Below are 20,725 nucleotides of genomic sequence, written 5' to 3' on the forward strand. Positions count from 1 at the left end.
CGCGCCGGCTCGGCAACGGCTGCTGCAAGTCGTGGTCTGAGCGATGGGAGAATTATAGCGACCGCAGGGTGTCCAAGGTGGGGCCTTCGACCCGATTGCGACCAGCCGCCTTCGCCTGGTAGAGGCGGTCGTCCGCCTGCGCCAGCACCGCTTGCAGGCTGGAGCCGTCGACCGGGAAGCAGGCGACCCCGATGCTGACGGTCATCGGTGCCGACCGGCCGCCGCGCAGGGAGACCGGCGACTCGGCGACGGTACGGCGAATCGCCTCCATGCGACCGAGGGCGAGTACCGGATCGAGGCCGACCACGATCACCGTGAATTCCTCACCGCCATAGCGCGCCACAATGTCCGACGAACGGAAGGAAGCGCGCAACACCGAACCGATCACCCGCAGAGCCTGATCCCCGGCGCTGTGGCCGTGCTGATCGTTGAAGGCCTTGAAATGATCGATGTCGAGCATCGCGCAAACGGCGACGTCGCGTCGCTGTTCGATGCGCGGAGCGTCCTCCGCCAGGCGCTCTTCGAAGAAGCCCCGGCTCATCACGCCGGTCAGCGGGTCGCGGATCGACAGGCGGCGGAGCGCCCGGCCGCGCAGCACCAGGGCCGAAGCGAGGAAAGTAGCGGCGGTCAACAGCACCCCACGGGCCACGTGGACCAACCAGGAGCCGAAGAGGCTGGAATCGGCGGCGGACGCGAGGCTCATGCTCGGCAAGAACACCGCCAGCAGGGTGTACTGCACCACCGCCGCTGCGCCGGTGACCAGACAGACCCGCGCATCGAAGCGCAGGGAGGTGGCGAAGATGGCGAGGAAGTAGATCAGGAAGGCAATACCCTCAGCACTACCGCCGGTCACCGCATCGCTGCGGGCGGCCACCACCAGGCCGGCGCTGACCAAGGTCACGTCGAGCAGGCTACTGACGAATCCCAATCCCGGCAGGTGACCATTGCGCCGCAGCACCTGATAGACGATCAGGGTTTGCAGCAGGGTCAGGGCAACGAGCACAAAAGCGACGCGCAGAACCACGGTCGGCTGGAGAACCACCCCCACCGCCGGAATGATCAGGATCAGCAGGCCGATGACCGCCCGCACGCGGGCGACCAACAGTTCACCCGCCGCGCCGACGTGCGCGTAGGCAAAATCCGGAGCCACCCAAAGGCGCTCCCACAGGTCCGCCGTTCGTCCCGCAACCAGCGCCATGGAAGAAAACAAACCGCATGCCTCCTGGGGGTCACCGGCTTCGCTCTACCGACACCCTCGATGCAAATAGAGCCATAAGAGTAGCAGGTTCCCTTGCCGCAACGGTTCCGCGCCGGCCAGGGCCCCGCCCTGCGATATCGTCGCTGCCTGATGGCAGAGCCGCAAGCGGCCGTCGACGGCCGCCCCAAACAGACCGGAAGCGCACAAGAGGACTCCGCCCAGGGGGATCCCTTGGCCATGTTCCATCCGGCCGTCAGAAGGTGGTTTCGCTCCGCTTTCGACCGCCCGACAGGCGCCCAGGTCGACGCCTGGCGGGCCATCCGCGCCGGCGAACACACTCTCGTCGCCGCACCCACCGGCTCCGGCAAGACCCTGGCGGCCTTCCTCTGTGCCCTCGATGAGCTGGTGCGTGAGGGCAGCGAATCGGACGGCGGACTGCCGGACGAGACGCGGGTGCTCTACATTTCGCCGCTCAAGGCTCTGTCGAACGACATCGAGCGCAACCTCGAAGCTCCCCTGGCGGGCATCGCCAAAGAATTGGCGGCGATGGGCCGGCCGCCGGTCGCCATCCGCCGGGCAGTGCGCACCGGCGACACGCCGCAGAGCGCCCGCGGCAAAATGCTCAAGGAACCGCCGCACCTGCTGGTCACCACCCCGGAATCCTGCTACCTGCTGCTCACCAGTCTCGGCGGTCGGGGACTGCTGAAGACCGTCCGCACGGTGATCGTGGACGAGATCCACGCGATGGCCGGCGACAAGCGCGGTAGCCACCTCGCGCTTTCCCTCGAACGGCTGCGCGACTTGGTTGAAAAAGAGGCGGTGGAGAAAGAGGGCGGCACTCTACGACGCATCGGCCTGTCGGCCACCCAGAAGCCCATCGCAGAGGTCGCCCGCTTCCTCACCGGCGGCGGGGAAAACGGCCGGCATCCGCACTGCAGAATTGTCGACACCGGCCACAGCCGGCCCCTCGACCTGGCGATCGAGGTGCCGGACTCGCCTCTCGAAGCGGTGCTGTCGAATGAGGTCTGGGAGGAGATCTACGACCGCCTGGCGAGGCAGATCGAGGCCCACACCACCACCCTGGTGTTCGTCAACACCCGGCGGTTGGCGGAGCGGGTCACCCGTCATCTGGCGACGCGCCTCGGCGAGGACGCGGTCACCTCGCACCACGGCAGCCTCGCCAGGGAGCGCCGGCTCGATGCCGAGCGCCGCCTCAAAGGCGGCGAACTGAAGGCCCTGGTCGCCACCGCGTCGCTCGAAATGGGCATCGACATCGGCAGCATCGACCTGGTGTGCCAGATCGCCTCGCCGCGCTCCATCGCCACCCTCCTGCAGCGGGTGGGCCGCTCCGGCCACCAGGTCGCCGGCACTCCCAAGGGGCGCATCTACCCCCTCACCCGCGATGAATTGGTCGAGTCCGCCGCGCTGCTCGATGCGGTTCGCCGCCGGGAGCTGGACCGTCTCGTCTGGCCCCGGGCCCCGCTCGACGTGTTGGCGCAACAGATGGTCGCCGCCGTCTCCGTCGAGGACTGGCGAGAAGACGACCTGTGGCGCCTGGTCCGCCGCGCCCATCCCTATCGCGAGCTCACCCGGGAGCGCTTCGAAGAGGTCCTCGCCATGCTCGGCGACGGCTTTTCCACCCAGCGTGGCCGGCGGAGCGCCTATCTGCATCGCGATGCCGTGCACGGCAAGCTGCGCGCCCGCAAGGGCGCCCGGCTGACCGCGCTGACCTCCGGCGGCGCAATCCCCGACACGGCAGACTTCGACGTCGTCCTCGAACCGGAAGGCGTGCGGCTGGGCAGCGTCGACGAAGACTTCGCCGTCGAGAGCTTGCCTGGAGACGTCTTCCAGCTCGGCAACCTCTCCTGGCGCATCCTGCGCATCGAGCAGGGCCGGGTACGGGTGGAGGATGCCCGCGGCGAGGCGCCGAACATCCCCTTCTGGTTCGGCGAGATGCCGGGACGGACGGAGGAGCTGTCCCTGGCGGTGACCCGCCTACGGCAGGGGATCGCCGAAGCGCTCGGCGACTCGCCCACCGCGGAGGACCGCCACCGGGTAGCCGACGAGCTGTCCGCAGAACTCCATCTCCCACCGGCGGCGGCGGGACAATTGGTCGAGTACCTGGCCGTCTCCCTCGCCTGCCTCGGCGCCATGCCGACCCAGCGCACCCTGGTGATGGAACGGTTCTTCGATCGCGCTGGCGACATGCATTTGGTACTCCACTCGCCCTTCGGTACCCGGGTCAACCGTGCCTGGGGCCTAGCGCTGCGCAAGCGGTTCTGCCGCCAGTTCAACTTCGAACTCCAGGCGGCGGCCAACGACAACGCCATCCTCCTGTCCCTCGGCCCGAGCCACAGCTTTCCGCTCGAAGAAGTATTCCGCTACCTCCACCCGGCGAGCGTGCGGGATGTGCTGGTGCAGGCCCTCCTCGACTCTCCCATGTTCGGCGTGCGCTGGCGCTGGAACGCCTCCCGCGCCCTCGCCCTGCCGCGCTTCCGGGGCGGTCGCCGGGTGCCGCCGCCGCTCCAGCGGCAGGCCGCCGAGGATCTGGTGGCGGTGGTCTTTCCGGACCAGCTTGCCTGCCTCGAAACCATCGAGGGCGATCGCCAGGTGCCGGACCACCCGCTGGTTGCCGAGACCCTCCAGGACTGCCTGCAGGACGCCATGGACCTGGAACGGCTGATCGCGATCCTCGAAGAGCTCCTGGCCGGCAACCTCACCACCGTCGCGCGGGATCTGACGGAGCCGTCGCCCCTGGCGCACGAGATTCTGAACGCCATGCCCTACGCCTTCCTGGACGACGCCCCCCTCGAAGAGCGCCGCAGCCACGCCGTATCGGCTCGCCGGTGGATCGATCCGGAAAGTGCCGACGACCTCGGAGTTCTCGACGCGGCGGCCGTCGAGCGGGTACGGACCGAAGCCCGGCCGACGGCGGACAGTGCGGAAGAACTGCACGACGCGATGGTCATCTACGGCTACCTGCCGGCCGACGATTGGGGCGACGCGGCGCACCTCTGGCAAACGGAGCTGGCCGCCGCCGGCCGGGCCACGCGGCTGGCGGGTCCTGCCCACCTGTGGGTGGCGGCGGAACGGCTGGACCAGGTCCAAGGGGCCTTCCGGCACCGGACCCTCGAGCCGCCGATTCCCTTTCCGGAGCGCTTGGAGCGGCGGGAATGGAGAGCCGAAGAAGCCCGGGTCGAGCTGCTGCGGAGCCGCCTGGAGGCTTTGGGGCCGGTGACGGTGGACGCCCTGGCCGGCGAGTCGGGATGGACCCCCGGCGAAGTGGAAGCGGCGCTCACCGCCCTGGAAGGCGAGGGCTTCGTGCTGCGCGGCTGCTTCACCGACGGCGGCGAGGAGGAGTGGTGCGAGCGGCGTCTGCTGGCCCGCATCCACCGCTACACCCTGCGCCGCCTGCGCAGCGAGATCGAACTGGTGGATCGCGGCACCCTCGGGCGATACCTCCTCTGCTGGCAGCAAGCGGCGCCGGGCGAAGACCGCGGCCGCGGGCAGGCCAGCCTCACCGCCGCCCTAGAGCGCCTCGAAGGCTTCGCCGCGCCGGCGGCGGCCTGGGAACGGGATCTCCTGCCGGCGCGGGTGGCGGACTTCGATCCGGCCTGGCTCGACACGCTGTTCCTGTCCGGCCGGTGGATGTGGTGCCGCCTGGCGCCGGCGGCGGCAGGGCGCCGGCCGATGAATCTCGCCCAAGCGCCGATCGCCCTGCTGCGCAGGGAGAATCTCCCGGCCCTGCGCGCCCTGGTCTCGCCTTGCAAGGGGCAGGATCTGACCGCCAATGCCGACGCCATCCGCCGCAGCCTCGAAGACCTCGGCGCTTCGTTCTTCTCGGATCTCCTGCGCCACTCCGGTTTGCTGCCGGTGCAGGCCGAAGAGGGACTGGCGGAACTCGCCGCCGCCGGCCGGGTGACCTCCGACGCCTTCGCCGGCCTCCGGGCCCTGCTGGTGCCGGCGTCCCGGCGGCCGGCGGCGTACCGCACGGCGATGCGAGCAGGCAACGTCTCGGCCCTCGAAGGCGGCGGCCGCTGGTCCCTTCTGCCACAGGCCCCCGAGGCACCGACAGACGACGACTTCGAAGCGGTGGCGGACAGTCTGCTCAAACGCTACGGCGTGATCTTCCGTTCACTCCTCGCGCGAGAGACCATCTCGCCGCCGTGGCGCGACCTGCTGCGGGTGCTGCGTCGCCGGGAAGCCCGAGGAGAGCTGCGCGGCGGCCGTTTCGTCGCCGGCTTTTCCGGCGAGCAGTTCGCCCTGCCGAAGGCGATTCCCGCCCTGCGCTCCGCCCGCAAGAGCGAACTCGGCCCGGTGTCTCTCTCCGCCGCCGACCCACTCAATCTCGCCGGCATCATCACCCCCGGCGAGCGCCTGCCGGCGGTAGCGACCAACCGCCTGCTGTTACAAAACGGCCTGCCGAACGCCTTTCACGAGGCCGGAAGAACCCGCTTTCTGTCCGCCGCCGACGACCCGGCGCCGCCGGAACGGGTCCGCCAGGAACGCATCCTTCTCCGGCAGCCCATTCCGGAACACTCGGATGCCGCCCTGAACGCTGGAAGATCGAGGATCTGAAACATTGCCACCCGAGGAAGACGCCCTTCCCGAACCGCTCGCCGTCTCGGCGAGGGATCGGGCCGAAGACGAAGCGACGCACGCGCCGCCGCGGCCGGGCGCCCTCGAAGAGGCCTTCTCCAGCCGCCTCTTCCGCTGGCTCGCCCCGCGTCTGCCGCGGCGCGCCCTGCCGGAACCGCCACCGGAACTCGCGCCCTTCGAGCACAGCTCCCTGCCGCGCCGCGATCGCGGTCATCTGACGGCAACCCTCTTTCCGGTCGACAACGCCCGGGGCACCGTGTTGCTCCTCGCTCCCTGGCTGGAGTGGGGCCGCGCCTACTTCCACCGGCGCAGGCGCATCCCGGCGCTGCGCGCCGCCGGCTATCGCGTATTGACCGCCGACCTGCCGGGGTTTGACGGCACCAACGGCCCCACCGGCCTCTATGACCTCGCCACCGAGGATATGCTCAGGTCAGTCCAGCGGCGCTGGCCGGATGATCCGATCTTCGTGTGGGGGGTCAGTTCCGGCGGCTACTGGGCCCACGCGGCCCTGTCCCGCACCCAGGCCGCCCGCGGCGCCTTCTTCGAGGACGTCTCGCCACACCTCCTCGAATGGTCCACCCGCATGGCGCCCCTGGGCAAGCCGGCCTACCGCTTTTTCGCCTCCGTCTTCCGGCGCTCCTACCGTTTCCTCGACCTGCGCCTCCACGCCCCGCACCTGGGCGTCCAGGCGGTCGCCTACCTCACCGGCAAACGCGACCCCGGTGTGCGCCCCGGAGACACCCAGTCCCTTGCCCAAGCCGCCGGCGGCGACCATCGGATCATCCCCAAAGCCGGCCACCTGGGAGCGATCAAAATCGCCGAGGACGAGGTCATCGACCTCGCCCTCAGAACCTTCGAGAAAGCCCTTGCAGGCTAGCTATGCCGGCTTGATGATCCAGCGCTGAGTGTCGTTGTTCTGCGCCCTCCGGGTGGCTACCTGGTGATTGTTACTCGAGGTGTAGGCGTCCATGAAACGACCCGTAGTCAACTGCTGGACGGTGTAGGTCTCGTTGCCCAACGGCATGAGGATCCAACGCTGCGTGTCGTTGTTCTGGACGATTCGGGTGACCGCCGAATGGTCGTTGTCCGAGGTGTAGGCGTCGAGGTGACGACCGTTGCTCCGCTGTTGGATGGTGCACACCTGGCCGACCGGCGTCAGCACCCAACGCTGGGTGTCATTGTTCTGCTCCGTTCGGGTCACCGCCAGAAAATCGTTGCCCGAGGTGTAGGCGTCCAAGAAACGACCGTTGACTTCCTGCTGCAGGGTGTAGGTGTTGCCACCGAGAGGATGGAGCACCCAACGCTGGGTGTCATTGTTCTGCTCCGTTCGGGTCACCGCCAGAAAATCGTTGCCCGAGGTGTAGGCGTCCAAGAAACGAGAAGTGCTCAACTGCTGGATCGTGTAGGTGGACAATCGGTCCGCCACCGGCCGAAGGACCCAACGCTGGGTGTCGTTGTTCTGCGCTCTCCTGGTCGTTACCGAGTAGTTGTTGGACTGTGATTCGTAGGCATCGACGAAACGGCCATTGATCACCTGCTGGACGGTGTACACCCCACCCACCGGCGTGATCACCCAGCGCTGCGTATGGTTGTTCTGGGAGGTCCGCGTGACGACCGAGAAATCCCGGTTTGAGGACTGGTAGGCGTCCAGGAATCGATGGTTGGCCTTCTGCTGGAGGGTGAACAGCCCTTCCAATGCCGGCTGAGCGATGTTCTGGAGAGTGGGCGATGCTTCGAGCAGCCGACCGATGCGGACACCGAAGTTCGAACCCGAGCCGTCCGTCCGGCAACCGCCGTTCGTATGCACCCCGACGATGTCTCCGGTGAGCGATCGCCAGATCGCCGAGCCGGAGTTGCCACCGAGGGTATCGATGTCGTTGTACCGGATCCTGAAATCGTCAAAGGACGTGAGCGGCCCCGCCTCGATCCGTTTCGGAACGCCGGCAGGATGGCCGATGACGCAAATCATGTCGTCGACAGCGGCGTCCTGCTGAGCGACCTTCCCGGTGCCGAAAATCCGGCCCGGCGCACCTTCGAGGCGCACGATGGCGAAGTCGAGACCGCCGAGCCGGTACTCGGTCAACTCCTCGATGGCGAAAATCGACGCGGTTCGCAGGTCGCCGTTGGGATCCACCTGGTAGTTGAAGTTGACGTGCATGCGGCGCGCGATTTCCGCACTCGAGATGATGTCGTTCGAACCATTCACCCGCGGCCGCTGCCAACCGCCCCCCGTCCGGTCGAAACAGTGTCCGGCGGTCAGAAAGAGGTTGTCGCTGATCAGCGTGCCGGTACACCACCGCACGCCGGCGACGTTGCCGGGGTTGTCGTAGAGAGCCCCCAGATTGTCGTTCCACTGCAGTTGACCGACGGGTCCCTGGTGGGCATCGACGAAGGCTCGGGTGACGCCGAGGGTGCCGTCGTATTGCTCGACGGGCTGCGAATCGTCCGTGGCACCGCACTGGGATTCCAGAAAGGTCGGGTAGACATCGCCCCGGCGAATCGCCTCGGGCATCCCTTCCAAAGCGCTGGCAAACTCTTCCGGCAGTGGAGGAAACAGGACAGCGTCTTCGGGCTGTTGGTCATTGGGCATCTCGATTCTCCTCAGAACGAAAGCGGTGGAGACGTCTCGCACAGCCACTGGGCGGGCTGTGGAACGTCGGTACACCCTCCGAGACGAATCGAAGCGTCAAAACACTCACTTCAACCCTTTAACCGACCACCTTTCGATCCAGGAGTCATCCCCTCTGCGACAGGCGCCAACCACTGATCCCCAGCGAGTGCAGCCTTCCATCGAACTCCAGGAGTCTTAGGTTCGCGGTGAGTTCGTCGCGAGAGGGTGGATGTGGCTGTAGCTGCAAGGATGCGGCATCGAGCACCGCAGGCGTACTGGAAGTACGTCGAGGAGCGCAGAGGTTGCGTGACGCCGCAGATGCAGCCGCAGCCGCCCTCGCAGCAGAACTCACCGCGAACCTAAGACTCCAAAAAAGGAGGGGACCCCCTCCGCGCCGCCGGTTAGGGCAGCGCGGAGGGGGCCGAGGGAGGGGAGGAGGGAGAAGTAAGGCTCTCGAGGCGAAACACCTCGCTCTGTGAAGCAGACATGGCCGAATAGCTGGACAGTGCGAACCGCAGTGTTCTCCGCAAGAGCCGTGTTTTCAAAGCACTACGCCTATCTTCGGACTACGGAAGTTAGGCCTGGTCGGTTTCCGCCACGGACAACTGGCCCGTGCAGGTCCCCGTTTCACCCACCACCCAGAGGGACCAGACGCCGCCCTTGGCGGCGGTCGTGTCGGCCTCGAGGCGCAGGTGAAGTCCGTCCTCGGCGTCCATCGAAGAGATGGTCACGCCACTGTCCGGATCGATCTCGATCGTCTCCACGGCCCCGACGGGCTCGGTCAGGGCGATGGCGATTTGCACCGCTTCACCCTTCGTTTCCACCTCGCCGGTTTCGAAGAGCACCTCGCAGGTCGGGTCGTCGACCTGCTCGTCCTGAGCCGTGGCCATGCTGCCCACCGCCAGTACGGCGAGGGCGAGTCCACAGGTCATCAGCATCGAGAACAACTTTCGCATGGTGTACCTCCTTGGCAGTCGGTTCATGCGTCCTGCGTTAAATGGCCGCCAGCATTGGTGTCGAAGCAAGGCCGGCAGACGCCAACCCTCTAGAGCAACGGCCGTGCCAAGCCGGGCAGAGCGGGCCTAGCACCCATGAGACAGGGCTTTTCGGCACCCGCCGAAGATTCTCGAGGGTCTTCCAGAGGGCGGGGATGAGCGGGGAAGGTTTCCCCGATTCCCCGATCGGCGACCGAAGGGCGCCTGAGAGCGGCCCCCCGCGGGCTCCGCGGTCACCGGGTCGATAGCGTATCGAGCCATTACAATGGAATGCACGATGACCGATGCGACCAAGGTGCTGGTGGTGGACGACGATGCAGCGATGCGCGAGGTGCTGGAGATGCGCCTCGCCGAGTGGGGTTTTGACGTTTCCCTGGCGGAAGACGGCGACGAGGCGAGGCGCCTGGCCGAGTCCCTCGATCCGGGAGTGGTGATCTCCGACGTCGTGTTGCCGGACCTGACGGGCCTCGACCTCCTGGCATCCCTGAAAGCCGGCAACCGCGACCGGCCGGTGATCCTGATCACCGCCTACGGCACCGTCGACGCGGCGGTGGAGGCGATGAAACTAGGCGCCAGGGACTTCCTGACCAAACCCATCGACTACCCCAAATTGCGCGGCATCCTGGCCGACGCGGAAGGTGATCTCGCCACCCGCGCCTCCACCCGGCAGCTCGAAAAACGCCTCGACGGAGCGCCCGGCCAGGGCGCAATGATCGGCGCGAGCAAACCGATGCGGGAACTCTTTGACCTCATCCGGGTGTTGGCCAAAAGCGACGCGGCGGCGATCATCACCGGCGAGAGCGGCACCGGCAAAGAGCTGGTGGCTCGGACGTTGCACAGCTTGAGTACCCGCCGGGAGGGACCGTTCATCGCCCTCAATAGCGCCGCCATTCCCGAAGGGCTGACCGAGAGCGAACTCTTCGGCCACGAAAAGGGCGCCTTCACCGGCGCCGCCTCGGCGCGCCCCGGCTGTTTCGAGATGGCCCACCGGGGACCCCTGTTCCTCGACGAGATCGCCGAGATGCCGATCAACCTACAGCCCAAGCTCCTGCGCGTACTGGAAGACGGCCGGGTGCGGCGCCTGGCGGCGAGCAAGGAATTCGCCTTCGACGTGCGCCTGCTGGCGGCCACCAACCGGGAGCCGGAGCAGGCTGTGCGCGACGGTCTGCTGCGGCAAGATCTCTACTACCGCCTCAACGTATTCACCCTGTTCCTGCCGCCGCTGCGGCAGCGACGGGAGGACATACCGCTCCTCGCCCAGAGCTTCATCCGCCGCTTCAACGACAAGTACGGCATCGCGGTGCAAGGGATCGGCGAGGCAGCGGGCGAACTGCTCGATGCCTACTCCTGGCCGGGCAACGTGCGGGAACTGCGCAACGTGGTGGAGCGAGGCGTGATCCTCGCCCGCGAGGGATGGGTGGAGCCGCCCCACTTGCCGCCGCACATCCAGGACCCCAATGCCGACCGCGGCGAAGAGATCGTGTTGCCCCGGGAGGTGACCTTCGCCGAGGCAGAAGAGATCCTGATCACCGAAACCTTGAAGCGCGCCGGCAACAACAAGGCCGAAGCCGCGCGCCGCCTCGGCCTCGACGTCAAGACCATCCGCAACAAGCTGCGGGCCTTCGGTTCCAAGAGGTAGATACGCCGTGCGGATCGCGAGCAAAGTCGCCACCGGCTCAGGGCTCCTGATCCTGCTGCTGGGCGTCGCGCTGATCTACCAGGTGTCTTTCGGGCGGCGCCTTGCCGGCAAGAGCGACCGGGTGTCCTCGGACTACTTTCAGGTCGCCATCGACTCCCTCGAGACCATCCGCCACCTCGAACGGATGGAGGAGCTGCTGCGGGGCATGCTCGCCGTACAGGATCCCCGCTATGGCGAGAACCTCAAGCTGGCGGCGGTCGGTGTCGACGAGCGCCTGGCGGACCTCAAAGGCCGCACCCCGGCATCGGCCGACGTCACCGAGCGGGTGGAGAGTCTAGTCCGCCTGTGGAGTGCCTTCCCGCTCGCCAGCGACCAGGGCCGTCCGGAAGGCCTGCTCGACCTGCCGCCGCCCCGGCAAGCCGAGCTCCAGGACGAGTACCTGCAGCAGATCGGCGCCCTGCAGGCGGCCGCCCAGGCGGTCAAGGACATCACCCAGTACGCTATCAACGAGGAGTCACGGCTCTATGTGGCGGCCAGTCTGCGGGCACAGCGGGTGTCCTGGACAGTGTTGGGAATTTCGCTGGTCCTTTCGCTGATCGTCCTGCTGGGTACCGTCCGCGCCATCAACGAGCCCTTGAAGCGCCTCGGGGAGGTCACTCGCAAGGTGCGCGGCGGCCGCCTTTCGGTGCGTCTCGAAGTGGACGAAGACGACGAGTTCGCCGACCTGGCGACGGACTTCAACCGCATGGTGTCGGCCCTGTCGCAGCTCGATCAGCTCAAGAAAGAGTTTCTGTCGCGGGTCTCGCACGAACTCAAGACCCCCCTGGTGGCGATGCAGGAGACCAACCAGCTCCTGCTCGACGGCCTGCCCGGTGAGTTGACCCCTCGGCAGCGGCGGCTGGTCGAACTCAACCTGCAGAGCGGCCGGCGCCTTTCCGGCATGATCGTCAAGCTGCTCGATCTGTCGACTCTCGAAACGGGCATCGTCCAGTACGACCTCAAGGCCCGGGACCTGACGGACCTGCTGTACCTCGCCGTCGACCAATTCGAAGGTCCCGCCCGGGAGCGCGACATCACCTTCGATCTCGATCTCGGCCCGCGGCCGCTCATCGCCCAGTGCGACGGGGACCGTCTCTACCAGGTGTTCGAAAACCTGCTCGAAAACGCCATCAAATTCTCCCCCCGCGGCAGCACCGTGGTGATCCGCGCGACGGCCACCGACCGGACGCCGGACCACCTGCCGGCGGCCTGGGACCGGACGCTCACCGAAACGCCGGAAGACGGCGAGTGGATCCACCTCACCTTTGGCGACCAGGGACCGGGGGTACCGGACGAACACAAGGTCGCCATCTTCGAGAAGTTCCATCAGGCCAACCGCCGCGCCGGATCCGGCACCGGCGTCGGCCTCGGCCTGGCGATCTGCCGGGAAGTGGTCGCGGCGCACCGGGGAGCGATCTGGGTGTCCGACGGGCCGGAGAACGACCGACGGCCGCCGGGCAGCGTCTTCCATCTGCTGCTGCACCCGGCGCGGGACGGCGTCGCCTCCCTGGGTTTGCGGCCGATGGCGGCTCGGAGAGCGGGATGAGCACTCGACTCAGCGTGCTGCTCCTCGCCTTCGCGCTGGCCCTCGCCGGCTGCACCCTGGCCCCGACCCCGGACGACCTCTTCGAGCAGGGCGACCTGTCGGCGGCGGTTACCGCCTACGAGTCCACCCTCGCCGACCTGCCGGCCGGGGCGGAGCGGAATCGCGCCCTGTTCCGGCTGGCGCTGATCTACGACATGCCCAGCGGTCCGGCCCACGACCCGGCGCGCAGCCGGCAACTGCTGGAGCAACTGGCCGCCCAGCCGGAAACGCCCTACGGGCGGCAGGCCCAGCAGATGCTCAGCGACCGGCAGCGCATCCAGCGCCTGCGGCGCAGTTTGACGGAGCGGCGGGAGCGGATCAGCCGGCTGCACGGTGAACTGACCGACCTGATGGTCGAACTGGCCGAGTACGAGAACCGACTCGGCGAAAAGCTGGAAGAAAACCAGCGACTGGACCAGACCGTCGAGCAGCTCGAAGCCAACCTCGCCACCCTGCGCAACCGCCTGACCGAGCATCGAGAAGCAGCCGATCGGCTGTCCCTGGAACTGGAGCGATTAAAAGAAATCGACCTAGCCTCGCCGCCCTAGAAACGGCTCGCGGGGCCGGCCGGACCGCACCGGGTCGCCGTCGGACCGCCTCAGTGGTCGTCGACCCGCCCCCTACTCCTCTTGATCTGACTGCGCCGGCGTTTGTTCTCGAGACGTCGCCGCTTGGCCGCCTTCGACACCCGCACCCGCTTGCGCCGAGGCCGGCGCACCAACGCTCCGGCGACCAGTTCCTCGAGCTTGAGACGGGCGGCATCGCGATTGGCGGCCTGAGTGCGGTGCTTCTGAGAGACCACCCGCAGAATCCCCGCCTTGGTGATGCGGGTAGCGAGCCGCTCCATGAGCAGCACCCGCTGGTCCTCGTCCAGAGCAGAGGTCGATGCCACATCCCACATCACCTCCACCCGGCTCTCCACCTTGTTCACGTTCTGGCCACCAGGGCCCGAACTGCGCGAAAACCGGAACTCCAGCTCGTCTTCGGGAATCACCATCGCGGCGCTCATCCACCCATCCTCCTGCCCTCTTGAAGGTGCCACCCGAACGTCAGTATGCCGCCGAGGGACGCCCTAGAACCCCTGGGCCTCTAGCGACTCGGACTCCCGCCGGAACACACCCTTCTCCAGAAAATAGAGCACCTGAGAGATCACCTCGTCATCGCCCATGATGAACGGGTGGGACGCTGCGACGATCAGGAAGTCGCTCATGCCCTCGACCTTGGTGCTCTCGACGGAGACCTTGCCGTCATCCGGATTGGGAAGCCATTGCGAGAGAATGGGGTTGAAGGTCTCGCTGCCGGCGATCACGCCGAGAGTGAATGCCACCGGACCGAGTTGCCGCGGCACGCTGTCCTCCCCGGTTCCCAACTGGAGGCCCGCCGGGCCGTTGATCAGCTCGAATCCCGGCACGTCCCGCAGGTTGTCCACCACCTCGCTACCCTGGTTGGGCGGCGCCAGCATCACGACCCGGCCGAGCCGCGGGATGTCGTCCTGCGTCAGATAGAAACGCACCAGAATGCCGCCCAGGGAATGAGTCACGAAGTCGATCGGCACTTCCGGAGCATGCGCCTCACACCGCTTCACACCTCCGGTGATCGCCGCCGCCGCAAGCGGGGCAATCTCGGCATCGCGCGACGGATAGTCCACATTGACCACCGCGTGGCCCCCCTTGACCAAGCCGGCGGCCATGGTTTCCATGGAACCGGCGGTCCGCGCCAGGCCGTGGAGGAGAATCACACAACTCTTCGGCGGCGCCTGCTCCGGCAGCGTCGCCGTAGACTCCACCGGCAGCAACAAGCTCAACAACAACGGCAGGATCATCACCCCTAGATCCTATCCCCGAAGACCACCGCCGTTCTCGACCAGCCCTTCATTCCTTCGTGATCCTTTCGTGAGATGCGCCCGCTAGACTCCCCTACGGGAGGCCAAGGACCGTGATGGACAAACGAGTGCTCGTGATCGAAGACGAACCGGAGATCGCCCGTCTGGCGGAGATGCACCTAGTGGATCTTGGCTGCGAGGTAACGGTCGCTCCAGACGGCCTGCGGGGTCTGCGGGAAGCGACGACGGGCGCCTATCATCTGGTGATTCTAGACCTCATGCTGCCCGGCGTGGACGGCCTGGAGATCTGTCGCCGCCTGCGGGCCGACGGCGCCGCTTACACACCCATCTTGATGCTGACCGCCCGCTCCGGCGAAGTGGACCGGGTTCTCGGTCTCGAAATGGGGGCGGATGACTACCTGACCAAGCCCTTCTCCATCCGCGAACTCATCGCTCGGGTCAAAGCTCTCTTCCGCCGCCTCGACGCGCTGTCGGTGCCATCGGAATTCAAAACCGAGCGTTTGGAGATGGGAGATCTGGCGATCGAACCGAGCCGGCGACGAGTCACCGTAGGTGGCAAGGCGGTACATCTCACCGCCCGAGAATTCGATCTGCTCGTCCACTTCGCGCAGCATCCGGGCCGCGTCTACACCCGGCCGGAGCTGCTCGATCAGGTATGGGGCTACGGCCACGACGGCTACGAGCACACCGTCAACTCACACATCAATCGCCTGCGATCCAAAATCGAACGCGATCCAGCCCGGCCGCTCTACGTGCAGACCGTCTGGGGGGTGGGCTATCGCTTTGTCGAGGCCTCGGAACTGGCCGATCGCGAAGAGGGAGCCGAGAACGTCGTGGAGGCACGATCATGAGCCGCACCCTCTACGGCAAGATCGCCGGCGTCTTTCTCCTCCTGCTGGTCGTCGGCGGTGCCACCGGGGCAACGGCGGCCTTCTTCAGCCTGCGCCTCTACCTGGCCGAGGTTTCGCAGCGCCTCAATCGCGACCTCGCCGCCCACCTGGTGAAGGACTCGGAGCTAGTCGCCGAGGGCCGCTTGCGCGAGGAAGGGCTGAAGCACATCTTCCACATGTTGATGGTGATCAACCCGCGCATCGAGGTCTACCTACTCGATCCGGGGGGTCGCATCGTCGGGTATGACGCGCCGCCGGGCAAGGTGGTGCGTCAAGCGGTCGACCTCGCTCCGGTGCACAGGCTCCTAGCGGGCGATGTGCCCCTGCCGATCCGCGGTGACGACCCGCGCCACCCGGAGCGGGGCAAGGTGTTCTCGGCAGCACCGGTAGAGGACGAGGGCGAGCTTCTCGGCTACCTGTACGTGGTGCTGGGCGGTGAGCGCTACGACTCCGTGGCGACCCTCCTCGCCGACAGCTACATTCTGCGACTCGGATTGTGGGGCGTTCTCGGTGCCCTCATCGCGGCCATCGCGGCGGGCCTGCTCGCGTTCCGATTGCTCACCCGCCGGCTGCGGCGTCTCGACCGGCGGATGCGCACCTTCGCTGCCGAGGAACTACAGGACGGAGCGGATCTCGTCCGTCGAAGTGGAGACGAAATCGACCGTCTTGACGGCACCTTTCAGCAGATGGCCGAACGCCTGGCGCGCCAGATGTACGAACTGGAGGCGGCGGATCGACTGCGGCGGGAGTTGGTGGTGGGGGTGTCTCACGACCTGCGCACCCCCTTGGCGTCGCTGCGGGGATTCCTCGAGACCCTATTGCTCAAGGAAGCTACGATCTCCGCGGCGGACCGACGGGAATACCTGCAAATCGCCCTTGCCCAAAGCGAGCGCCTCGGAAAGTTGATCGACGACCTCTTTGAACTCTCGCGCCTCGATTCCGGTGAAACCCATCTCAACCGGGAGCGCTTCTCGCTGCCGGAACTGGTCCAGGACATCGTGCAGAAGTTCGAGATCGAAGCTCGCCAGCGGAACATCGAGATCACCTCCGCCCTGCCCTGGGATCTACCCTTCGTCGAAGCCGATCTCCGGCTGATCGAAAGGGTATTGGAGAACCTGCTGCAAAACGCATTGCGCTATACCCCGGACGGCGGCCGCATCCACGTCGCCCTCGACGAACGCGACGGTCGGGTCGCGGTGCGGGTGGTCGACACCGGCCGCGGCATCCCGCAGGGTGACCTGCCCCGCGTCTTCGATCGTTTCTACCGCGGCGACAACAATCCGGCCGGATCTCGCGACGGCACCGGCCTCGGCCTCGCCATCGCAAAGCGCATCCTCGACCTCCACGACGGTCCCATCCAAGTGCAGAGCCAAGAGGGCCGCGGATCAACCTTCCGCTTCGAACTCCCCACCCACCCCTGAAGAAAAACGCAACGGACAGCCCCAACCGACACACTGTGAGAAAAGCGTGAGAATTGCGTGAGGGCTGCGTGAAGCGGGTTCGAGAGGGTCTGCCTGTCGAAGGGATTGTCAAGCCTCTTCGCATCACCCTTAACTCTGCGCATTCCGCGTTAACCGTCATCCTACGGAGACCGACCATGAGAACTCGCCTTGCTTTCACCCTCTCGCTCCTGCTGGCCCTTTCGCTCTTCGCCGCGCCGGCCTTCTCGCAGCCCGGCGCTACCTACAAGGTCACCATCACCAACATAACCAAGGCACAGATCTTCAGCCCTCCGTTGGTGGTTGCACACAGCGCCGATGTTCGGGTGTTCCAGGCCGGCGAGCCCGCCCTGGCAGAGCTTGCGATTCTGGCGGAAGACGGAAATCCTGCACCGCTGAGGGACCTTCTCGAAACCGTACCGGAAGTCTTCGACACTGGCGTGGCAGCTGGACCGGTGCCGCCGGGCGAATCCGTGACGGTGCTGGTGGACGCGCGTTTCCCCTATGATCGCATCAGCGCCGTGGGTATGTTGATCCAGACCAATGACGCGTTCTTCGGATTGAACTCCGTCGAAACGCCCTTCCGTCGCATGCGCGAGACGCACTTGGTGCCGGCCTACGATGCCGGCAGCGAAGAGAACAACGAACTTTGCGCTTTCATCCCGGGACCTCCCTGCGGCTCCGGTGGAGTGCGAGCGACCGCCGGTGCCGAAGGATTCATCTACATCAATAACGGCATCACCGGCATCGGTGATTTGGAACCGAGCGAGTTCACTTGGCTCAACCCCTCGGCCCGAGTGACGATCCAGCTCGCACCGTAGGACTTTCGATTGGACGCTCGCCCCGGCACGGGCTAGCAGCTATTTGACCCGGCTCCAGTGGAGCGCAGGGCTCCCCAACAAAACAGATGCTCCTCCCGTCACGGCGGGAGGAGCATATTTTCTTCCAGGTGAAACTCGGAGAGTCCGAAGGCAGAGCGAACCCTCCCTGACTGCGGCGAAGGGCGAGTCGGTGCGTTCGCCTTCAGTTCGGGGGAATCGGAGCCACCTTCCATGCCGACGACCGACAGGCGCGTAGCACCGGTCGGTGGCCTACGGACCTTCGGGTGGCACCGGATGGCGGGTCAATGGCCGAAGGCGGCGCAGTCGGCGGATTCGCCGTTGACGGTGCAGTTGCAGTCCTCACCGTCGCACATGACCTGCACTTGGCAGTTCTCCTCGCCGCAGTTGAAGTCGAAGTCGAAGTTCATGTCGCCCGGTGCGCAGTCGTCGCCGTCGCACTCGATCCGCACCACCCGCTTCTCGACGGAGCCGCAATCGCCTCCGTCGCAGTGCAGGAAGAGGGCGTTGGCGTCGCCGGAGAGGAGGGACTCGCAGTCGCCGTCGTCACAGCGGAAAGCCATGCGGTGGGCGCGCGGGGCGACCCGCTCCTCGACCTGCACCGAGGCCGTCTGCAAGCGACCGTCACGCCACAGCTCGACCGCGGCGGTTTCGTTCTCGTCGAGCTTTCGCACCCGCATCGCCAGCGATCCACCGGACTTCACCGCCGCGCCGTCGAGGGCGGTGATGATGTCCCCAACCTCGATGCCGGCATTGTCGGCGGGACCGCCGGCGACCACCTTGGAGACCATCACGCCGGCATCCGCCGACAGACCGAAGTGCTCCCGCAGTTCCGGCGTGAGTTCGGTCAACCCCACGCCGAGAAATCCACCACCACCACCGGACCAAACCATCGGGCCGTCCCCGACGACGGTGGCCTCGCCATCCTCACCGATGAAGATCGCGTGCCGTCCACTGTGGCTCACCACCGCGTGTTCGGTGCAATCCTCTCCATCGCAGTCGGCCACGATCTTGTGCACCCGCACCCGCTTTTCGACTTCCCCGTCTTCGCCACCCTGCGCCGCCCACACGAAACCCGCCACGGCGAATACCATCACCAGATACACCAGGACTTTCTTGGTCATGCTCATTCCTCCAACCTTGTCACTGTGAGAGCCGAAGGGTCGCGCTCGCGCCCTCCTTCGCTCCCTACAACTCGCGGGTCCGCGAAAGGTTCCCGGTCTCCGACCGAAGACCTCGCTAGTGAGCGTTCCGCCGGGCACACCTCACCGGCCTACGCTCACGCTTCGCCGCACGAAGGAGGACTCGCCGGCCAGCTCGTCACGCAGCCCGATGGCCACCTCGTGGGTGCCGCGGCGCATCAAGAGCTGAGCTTCATAAACGAAGTTTTGCCGCTGCGCCGTCTCCCAGTCGGCATCCGGCACCGTCACCGGAACCACCGTTTGTTCCGGGACCGAGGTGTCGCCATCGCTGTTGATCACCGACACGGCAACCCGCAGCCGAGCGTGGCGGGCGCCCTGCTGCGGCACCATGGCGAGCTGTGCCAGGGGAATGTGTACCTCCACCGGCACCAGGAAGTAGCGGTCTTCGCGCGGCTGGGGGGTCAGGACGTCCAGGCGCAGGCCGAGGGGGTTGGTCGAGACGCCGTGCAGCAGCGAGGCGAGGATGCCCTCGTTGAGACGGCTCTCCAGGGTCTTGTCGCGATAGCCAGCCCGGTGACGTACCTTGACTCCCTTGCGCTTCACCTTGACTTTGATCTTGTGGTAGCGGCCGTCGCCGCTGTGAGCCGGCGCATAGCCCAGGCTGTAGTGATCGTTGAAGTCCGTCGCCATGCGCTCGAAGGCGAGCTTGAGATTGTTGGTGTTGAACAGGGACTGGCCGCCGGTGTCCTCGGCCATCATCTGGAGGGGCTCGGTGGTGTTCGACTGCTCGATGAAGTCGAGCTCGACCTGGGAACCGCCGCGGGAGCTGCCGCGGCTGGCCGCCGAGGCGGACGACCGGCCTACCAGGCCCGACGCCTGGAGGGTGTAGAAGGTCACCCGGTTGGCGTTGGCGTGGGCGATCAGCTCACGGAACTGACTGCGGGCGTTGAAGCGCATCGCTCGCAGCTGGCCGCCCACCCCTTCGCCCTGACCGAATTCGAGGTCGAGCAGACGGTAGAGATCCTCTCCGGCGGTCATCGGGATGCCGTTGCTGACGTAGAGCACCGCCTTGCGTCCGGGCAGGCCGCCCAACGAGCTGATGAGGTCTCTCAAGCCATTGACGCTATTTTGCAGCGCGTGGTATCGCTGCCGGGCATAAGCCTCAACCAGCGGCTCGGCGTCTTCGAGCAGCTGCGTGGCCTCGATCTGCTGGATCACCTGCCGGCGCTCCTGCTCCGCCTGCACCGCGAAGCCGGAGAGTTTCTCGAGGCCCAGCAGAGCGTTGTCGAGGGTGGCGCGGTCCGCGGTGAACGGCTGGCGGATGATGAGCCGACGCTCGAAGGTTGCCACCAAAGCCCGGTCCTCGGGCCCCAGAAAGCCATCGAGGAAGGAGCGCGCTTCCAGGGTGACCTTGTTGCGGTCGAAGGGCTTCAAGAAGACATTGTCGAAGTAGAGGATCAGCCGCAAACGCTCGTCTTCGGGAACCGTGTCGGGCACGGCGATGGGTCGAGGAGCCTCCTCCCCGGGTACCGGGAGCGACGGCACCGCGGCGGACGAAGAACCGAGCCGCCGGCCGCCGGCAACCGCCGAAAAGTTCGAGATCTTCTGCCGCCGACCGTCTTCGAACACTTCGAAGTCTTCCACCGTCAAGTCGGTCACCGGATTGCCCGCCTTGTCGGTCACGTAGACGTCGAGGTTGACCAGATTGACATCGAGAGTCTCGAAGAAGACTTCCTCAGCGCCTTCGCCACCGGGAGACTCCGCGGCGGAGGTGCCCTGCGCCGCGGTGGGTTGCTGACCGGAAAGGCTGCCGGCCACCACCAAGAAGGCCGCCAGCAGAAGGTTCCATTGCAGATTGGTAGGCTGTTTATTCATCGGGTGTTATCTCCTCGTTGCAGAGGTCATC

At 66.4% G+C, this 20,725-nt stretch carries 15 protein-coding genes; 8 read left to right on the plus strand and 7 right to left on the minus strand.

Going from position 1 to position 20,725, the window contains the following annotated elements; translation table 11 throughout:
• Nucleotides 1-52 precede the first annotated feature (52 nt).
• Nucleotides 53-1,210: a GGDEF domain-containing protein gene (locus AAF481_01360; GenBank protein MEM7479794.1), complete on the minus strand. Its 1,158-nt coding sequence runs from the start codon at nucleotides 1,208-1,210 to the stop codon at nucleotides 53-55.
• A gap of 138 nt (nucleotides 1,211-1,348) precedes the next feature.
• Here AAF481_01360 and AAF481_01365 point away from each other — a divergent pair, with 138 nt between their 5' ends.
• Nucleotides 1,349-5,776 carry a DEAD/DEAH box helicase gene (locus AAF481_01365; protein MEM7479795.1) on the plus strand — a complete coding sequence of 1,476 codons (4,428 nt, stop codon included), beginning with the start codon at nucleotides 1,349-1,351 and terminating at the stop codon, nucleotides 5,774-5,776.
• Nucleotides 5,777-5,780: 4 nt separating this feature from the next.
• Nucleotides 5,781-6,674 (plus strand): alpha/beta fold hydrolase, encoded by an 894-nt coding sequence (locus AAF481_01370; protein ID MEM7479796.1) that lies wholly within the window; start codon nucleotides 5,781-5,783, stop codon nucleotides 6,672-6,674.
• Here the strand turns inward: AAF481_01370 and AAF481_01375 are convergent, their stop codons facing one another.
• Both AAF481_01375 and AAF481_01380 read right to left on the minus strand, forming a co-directional pair.
• Entirely contained in the window at nucleotides 6,675-8,387 is a 1,713-nt protein-coding gene (locus tag AAF481_01375) for an RICIN domain-containing protein (protein MEM7479797.1), read from the minus strand.
• A 596-nt stretch (nucleotides 8,388-8,983) separates the two neighbouring features.
• Nucleotides 8,984-9,364 (minus strand): hypothetical protein, encoded by a 381-nt coding sequence (locus AAF481_01380; GenBank protein ID MEM7479798.1) that lies wholly within the window; start codon nucleotides 9,362-9,364, stop codon nucleotides 8,984-8,986.
• 316 nt (nucleotides 9,365-9,680) lie between these two features.
• Between AAF481_01380 and AAF481_01385 the strand changes: the two genes are divergently transcribed.
• The 3 genes from AAF481_01385 to AAF481_01395 are packed head-to-tail and all read left to right on the plus strand — an operon-like array spanning nucleotide 9,681 to nucleotide 13,214.
• Nucleotides 9,681-11,042: a sigma-54 dependent transcriptional regulator gene (locus tag AAF481_01385; GenBank protein MEM7479799.1), complete on the plus strand. Its 1,362-nt coding sequence runs from the start codon at nucleotides 9,681-9,683 to the stop codon at nucleotides 11,040-11,042.
• 7 nt (nucleotides 11,043-11,049) lie between these two features.
• Nucleotides 11,050-12,627 (plus strand): HAMP domain-containing sensor histidine kinase, encoded by a 1,578-nt coding sequence (locus AAF481_01390; protein MEM7479800.1) that lies wholly within the window; start codon nucleotides 11,050-11,052, stop codon nucleotides 12,625-12,627.
• Nucleotides 12,624-13,214, plus strand: coding sequence for a hypothetical protein (locus tag AAF481_01395; GenBank protein ID MEM7479801.1), 591 nt, complete (start codon nucleotides 12,624-12,626; stop codon nucleotides 13,212-13,214). The genes AAF481_01390 and AAF481_01395 overlap by 4 nt, the downstream gene beginning before the upstream one ends.
• A 50-nt stretch (nucleotides 13,215-13,264) precedes the next feature.
• Here the strand turns inward: AAF481_01395 and arfB are convergent, their stop codons facing one another.
• Complete coding sequence (gene arfB, locus AAF481_01400; GenBank protein ID MEM7479802.1) at nucleotides 13,265-13,675, minus strand: alternative ribosome rescue aminoacyl-tRNA hydrolase ArfB; 411 nt, start codon at nucleotides 13,673-13,675, stop codon at nucleotides 13,265-13,267.
• A gap of 63 nt (nucleotides 13,676-13,738) precedes the next feature.
• Nucleotides 13,739-14,488, minus strand: coding sequence for an alpha/beta fold hydrolase (locus AAF481_01405; GenBank protein MEM7479803.1), 750 nt, complete (start codon nucleotides 14,486-14,488; stop codon nucleotides 13,739-13,741).
• Nucleotides 14,489-14,604: 116 nt separating this feature from the next.
• Here AAF481_01405 and AAF481_01410 point away from each other — a divergent pair, with 116 nt between their 5' ends.
• From AAF481_01410 to AAF481_01420, 3 genes are all read left to right on the plus strand, one after another.
• Nucleotides 14,605-15,360, plus strand: coding sequence for a response regulator transcription factor (locus AAF481_01410; GenBank protein MEM7479804.1), 756 nt, complete (start codon nucleotides 14,605-14,607; stop codon nucleotides 15,358-15,360).
• On the plus strand, nucleotides 15,357-16,820 hold the full coding sequence (locus AAF481_01415) for an ATP-binding protein (GenBank protein ID MEM7479805.1): 1,464 nt from the start codon (nucleotides 15,357-15,359) through the stop codon (nucleotides 16,818-16,820). Before AAF481_01410 ends, AAF481_01415 begins: the two co-directional genes overlap by 4 nt.
• Nucleotides 16,821-16,996: 176 nt before the next feature.
• On the plus strand, nucleotides 16,997-17,659 hold the full coding sequence (locus AAF481_01420; protein MEM7479806.1) for a spondin domain-containing protein: 663 nt from the start codon (nucleotides 16,997-16,999) through the stop codon (nucleotides 17,657-17,659).
• Between the two features lie 302 nt (nucleotides 17,660-17,961).
• On the opposite strand, the gene AAF481_01425 is transcribed toward AAF481_01420, so the two are convergent.
• Nucleotides 17,962-18,801, minus strand: coding sequence for a PDZ domain-containing protein (locus AAF481_01425; protein MEM7479807.1), 840 nt, complete (start codon nucleotides 18,799-18,801; stop codon nucleotides 17,962-17,964).
• A 141-nt stretch (nucleotides 18,802-18,942) separates the two neighbouring features.
• Nucleotides 18,943-20,694, minus strand: a complete 1,752-nt coding sequence (locus tag AAF481_01430) for a VWA domain-containing protein (protein ID MEM7479808.1) — start codon at nucleotides 20,692-20,694, stop codon at nucleotides 18,943-18,945.
• Between the last annotated feature and the right edge of the window lie 31 nt (nucleotides 20,695-20,725).

Source organism: Acidobacteriota bacterium (assembly GCA_039030395.1).
In the GTDB taxonomy this organism is placed as follows: domain Bacteria; phylum Acidobacteriota; class Thermoanaerobaculia; order Multivoradales; family JBCCEF01; genus JBCCEF01.

Excerpts from the sequence above, each read along its gene's own strand:
- AAF481_01365 (MEM7479795.1), top strand. The coding sequence starts at position 1,349 with ATGGCAGAGCCGCAAGCGGCCGTCGACGGCCGCCCCAAACAGACCGGA.
- AAF481_01375 (MEM7479797.1), bottom strand. The coding sequence starts at position 8,387 with ATGCCCAATGACCAACAGCCCGAAGACGCTGTCCTGTTTCCTCCACTG.
- AAF481_01380 (MEM7479798.1), bottom strand. The coding sequence starts at position 9,364 with ATGCGAAAGTTGTTCTCGATGCTGATGACCTGTGGACTCGCCCTCGCC.
- AAF481_01385 (MEM7479799.1), top strand. The coding sequence starts at position 9,681 with ATGACCGATGCGACCAAGGTGCTGGTGGTGGACGACGATGCAGCGATG.
- AAF481_01395 (MEM7479801.1), top strand. The coding sequence starts at position 12,624 with ATGAGCACTCGACTCAGCGTGCTGCTCCTCGCCTTCGCGCTGGCCCTC.
- arfB (MEM7479802.1), bottom strand. The coding sequence starts at position 13,675 with ATGAGCGCCGCGATGGTGATTCCCGAAGACGAGCTGGAGTTCCGGTTT.
- AAF481_01405 (MEM7479803.1), bottom strand. The coding sequence starts at position 14,488 with ATGATCCTGCCGTTGTTGTTGAGCTTGTTGCTGCCGGTGGAGTCTACG.
- AAF481_01410 (MEM7479804.1), top strand. The coding sequence starts at position 14,605 with ATGGACAAACGAGTGCTCGTGATCGAAGACGAACCGGAGATCGCCCGT.
- AAF481_01415 (MEM7479805.1), top strand. The coding sequence starts at position 15,357 with ATGAGCCGCACCCTCTACGGCAAGATCGCCGGCGTCTTTCTCCTCCTG.
- AAF481_01420 (MEM7479806.1), top strand. The coding sequence starts at position 16,997 with ATGAGAACTCGCCTTGCTTTCACCCTCTCGCTCCTGCTGGCCCTTTCG.
- AAF481_01425 (MEM7479807.1), bottom strand. The coding sequence starts at position 18,801 with ATGACCAAGAAAGTCCTGGTGTATCTGGTGATGGTATTCGCCGTGGCG.
- AAF481_01430 (MEM7479808.1), bottom strand. The coding sequence starts at position 20,694 with ATGAATAAACAGCCTACCAATCTGCAATGGAACCTTCTGCTGGCGGCC.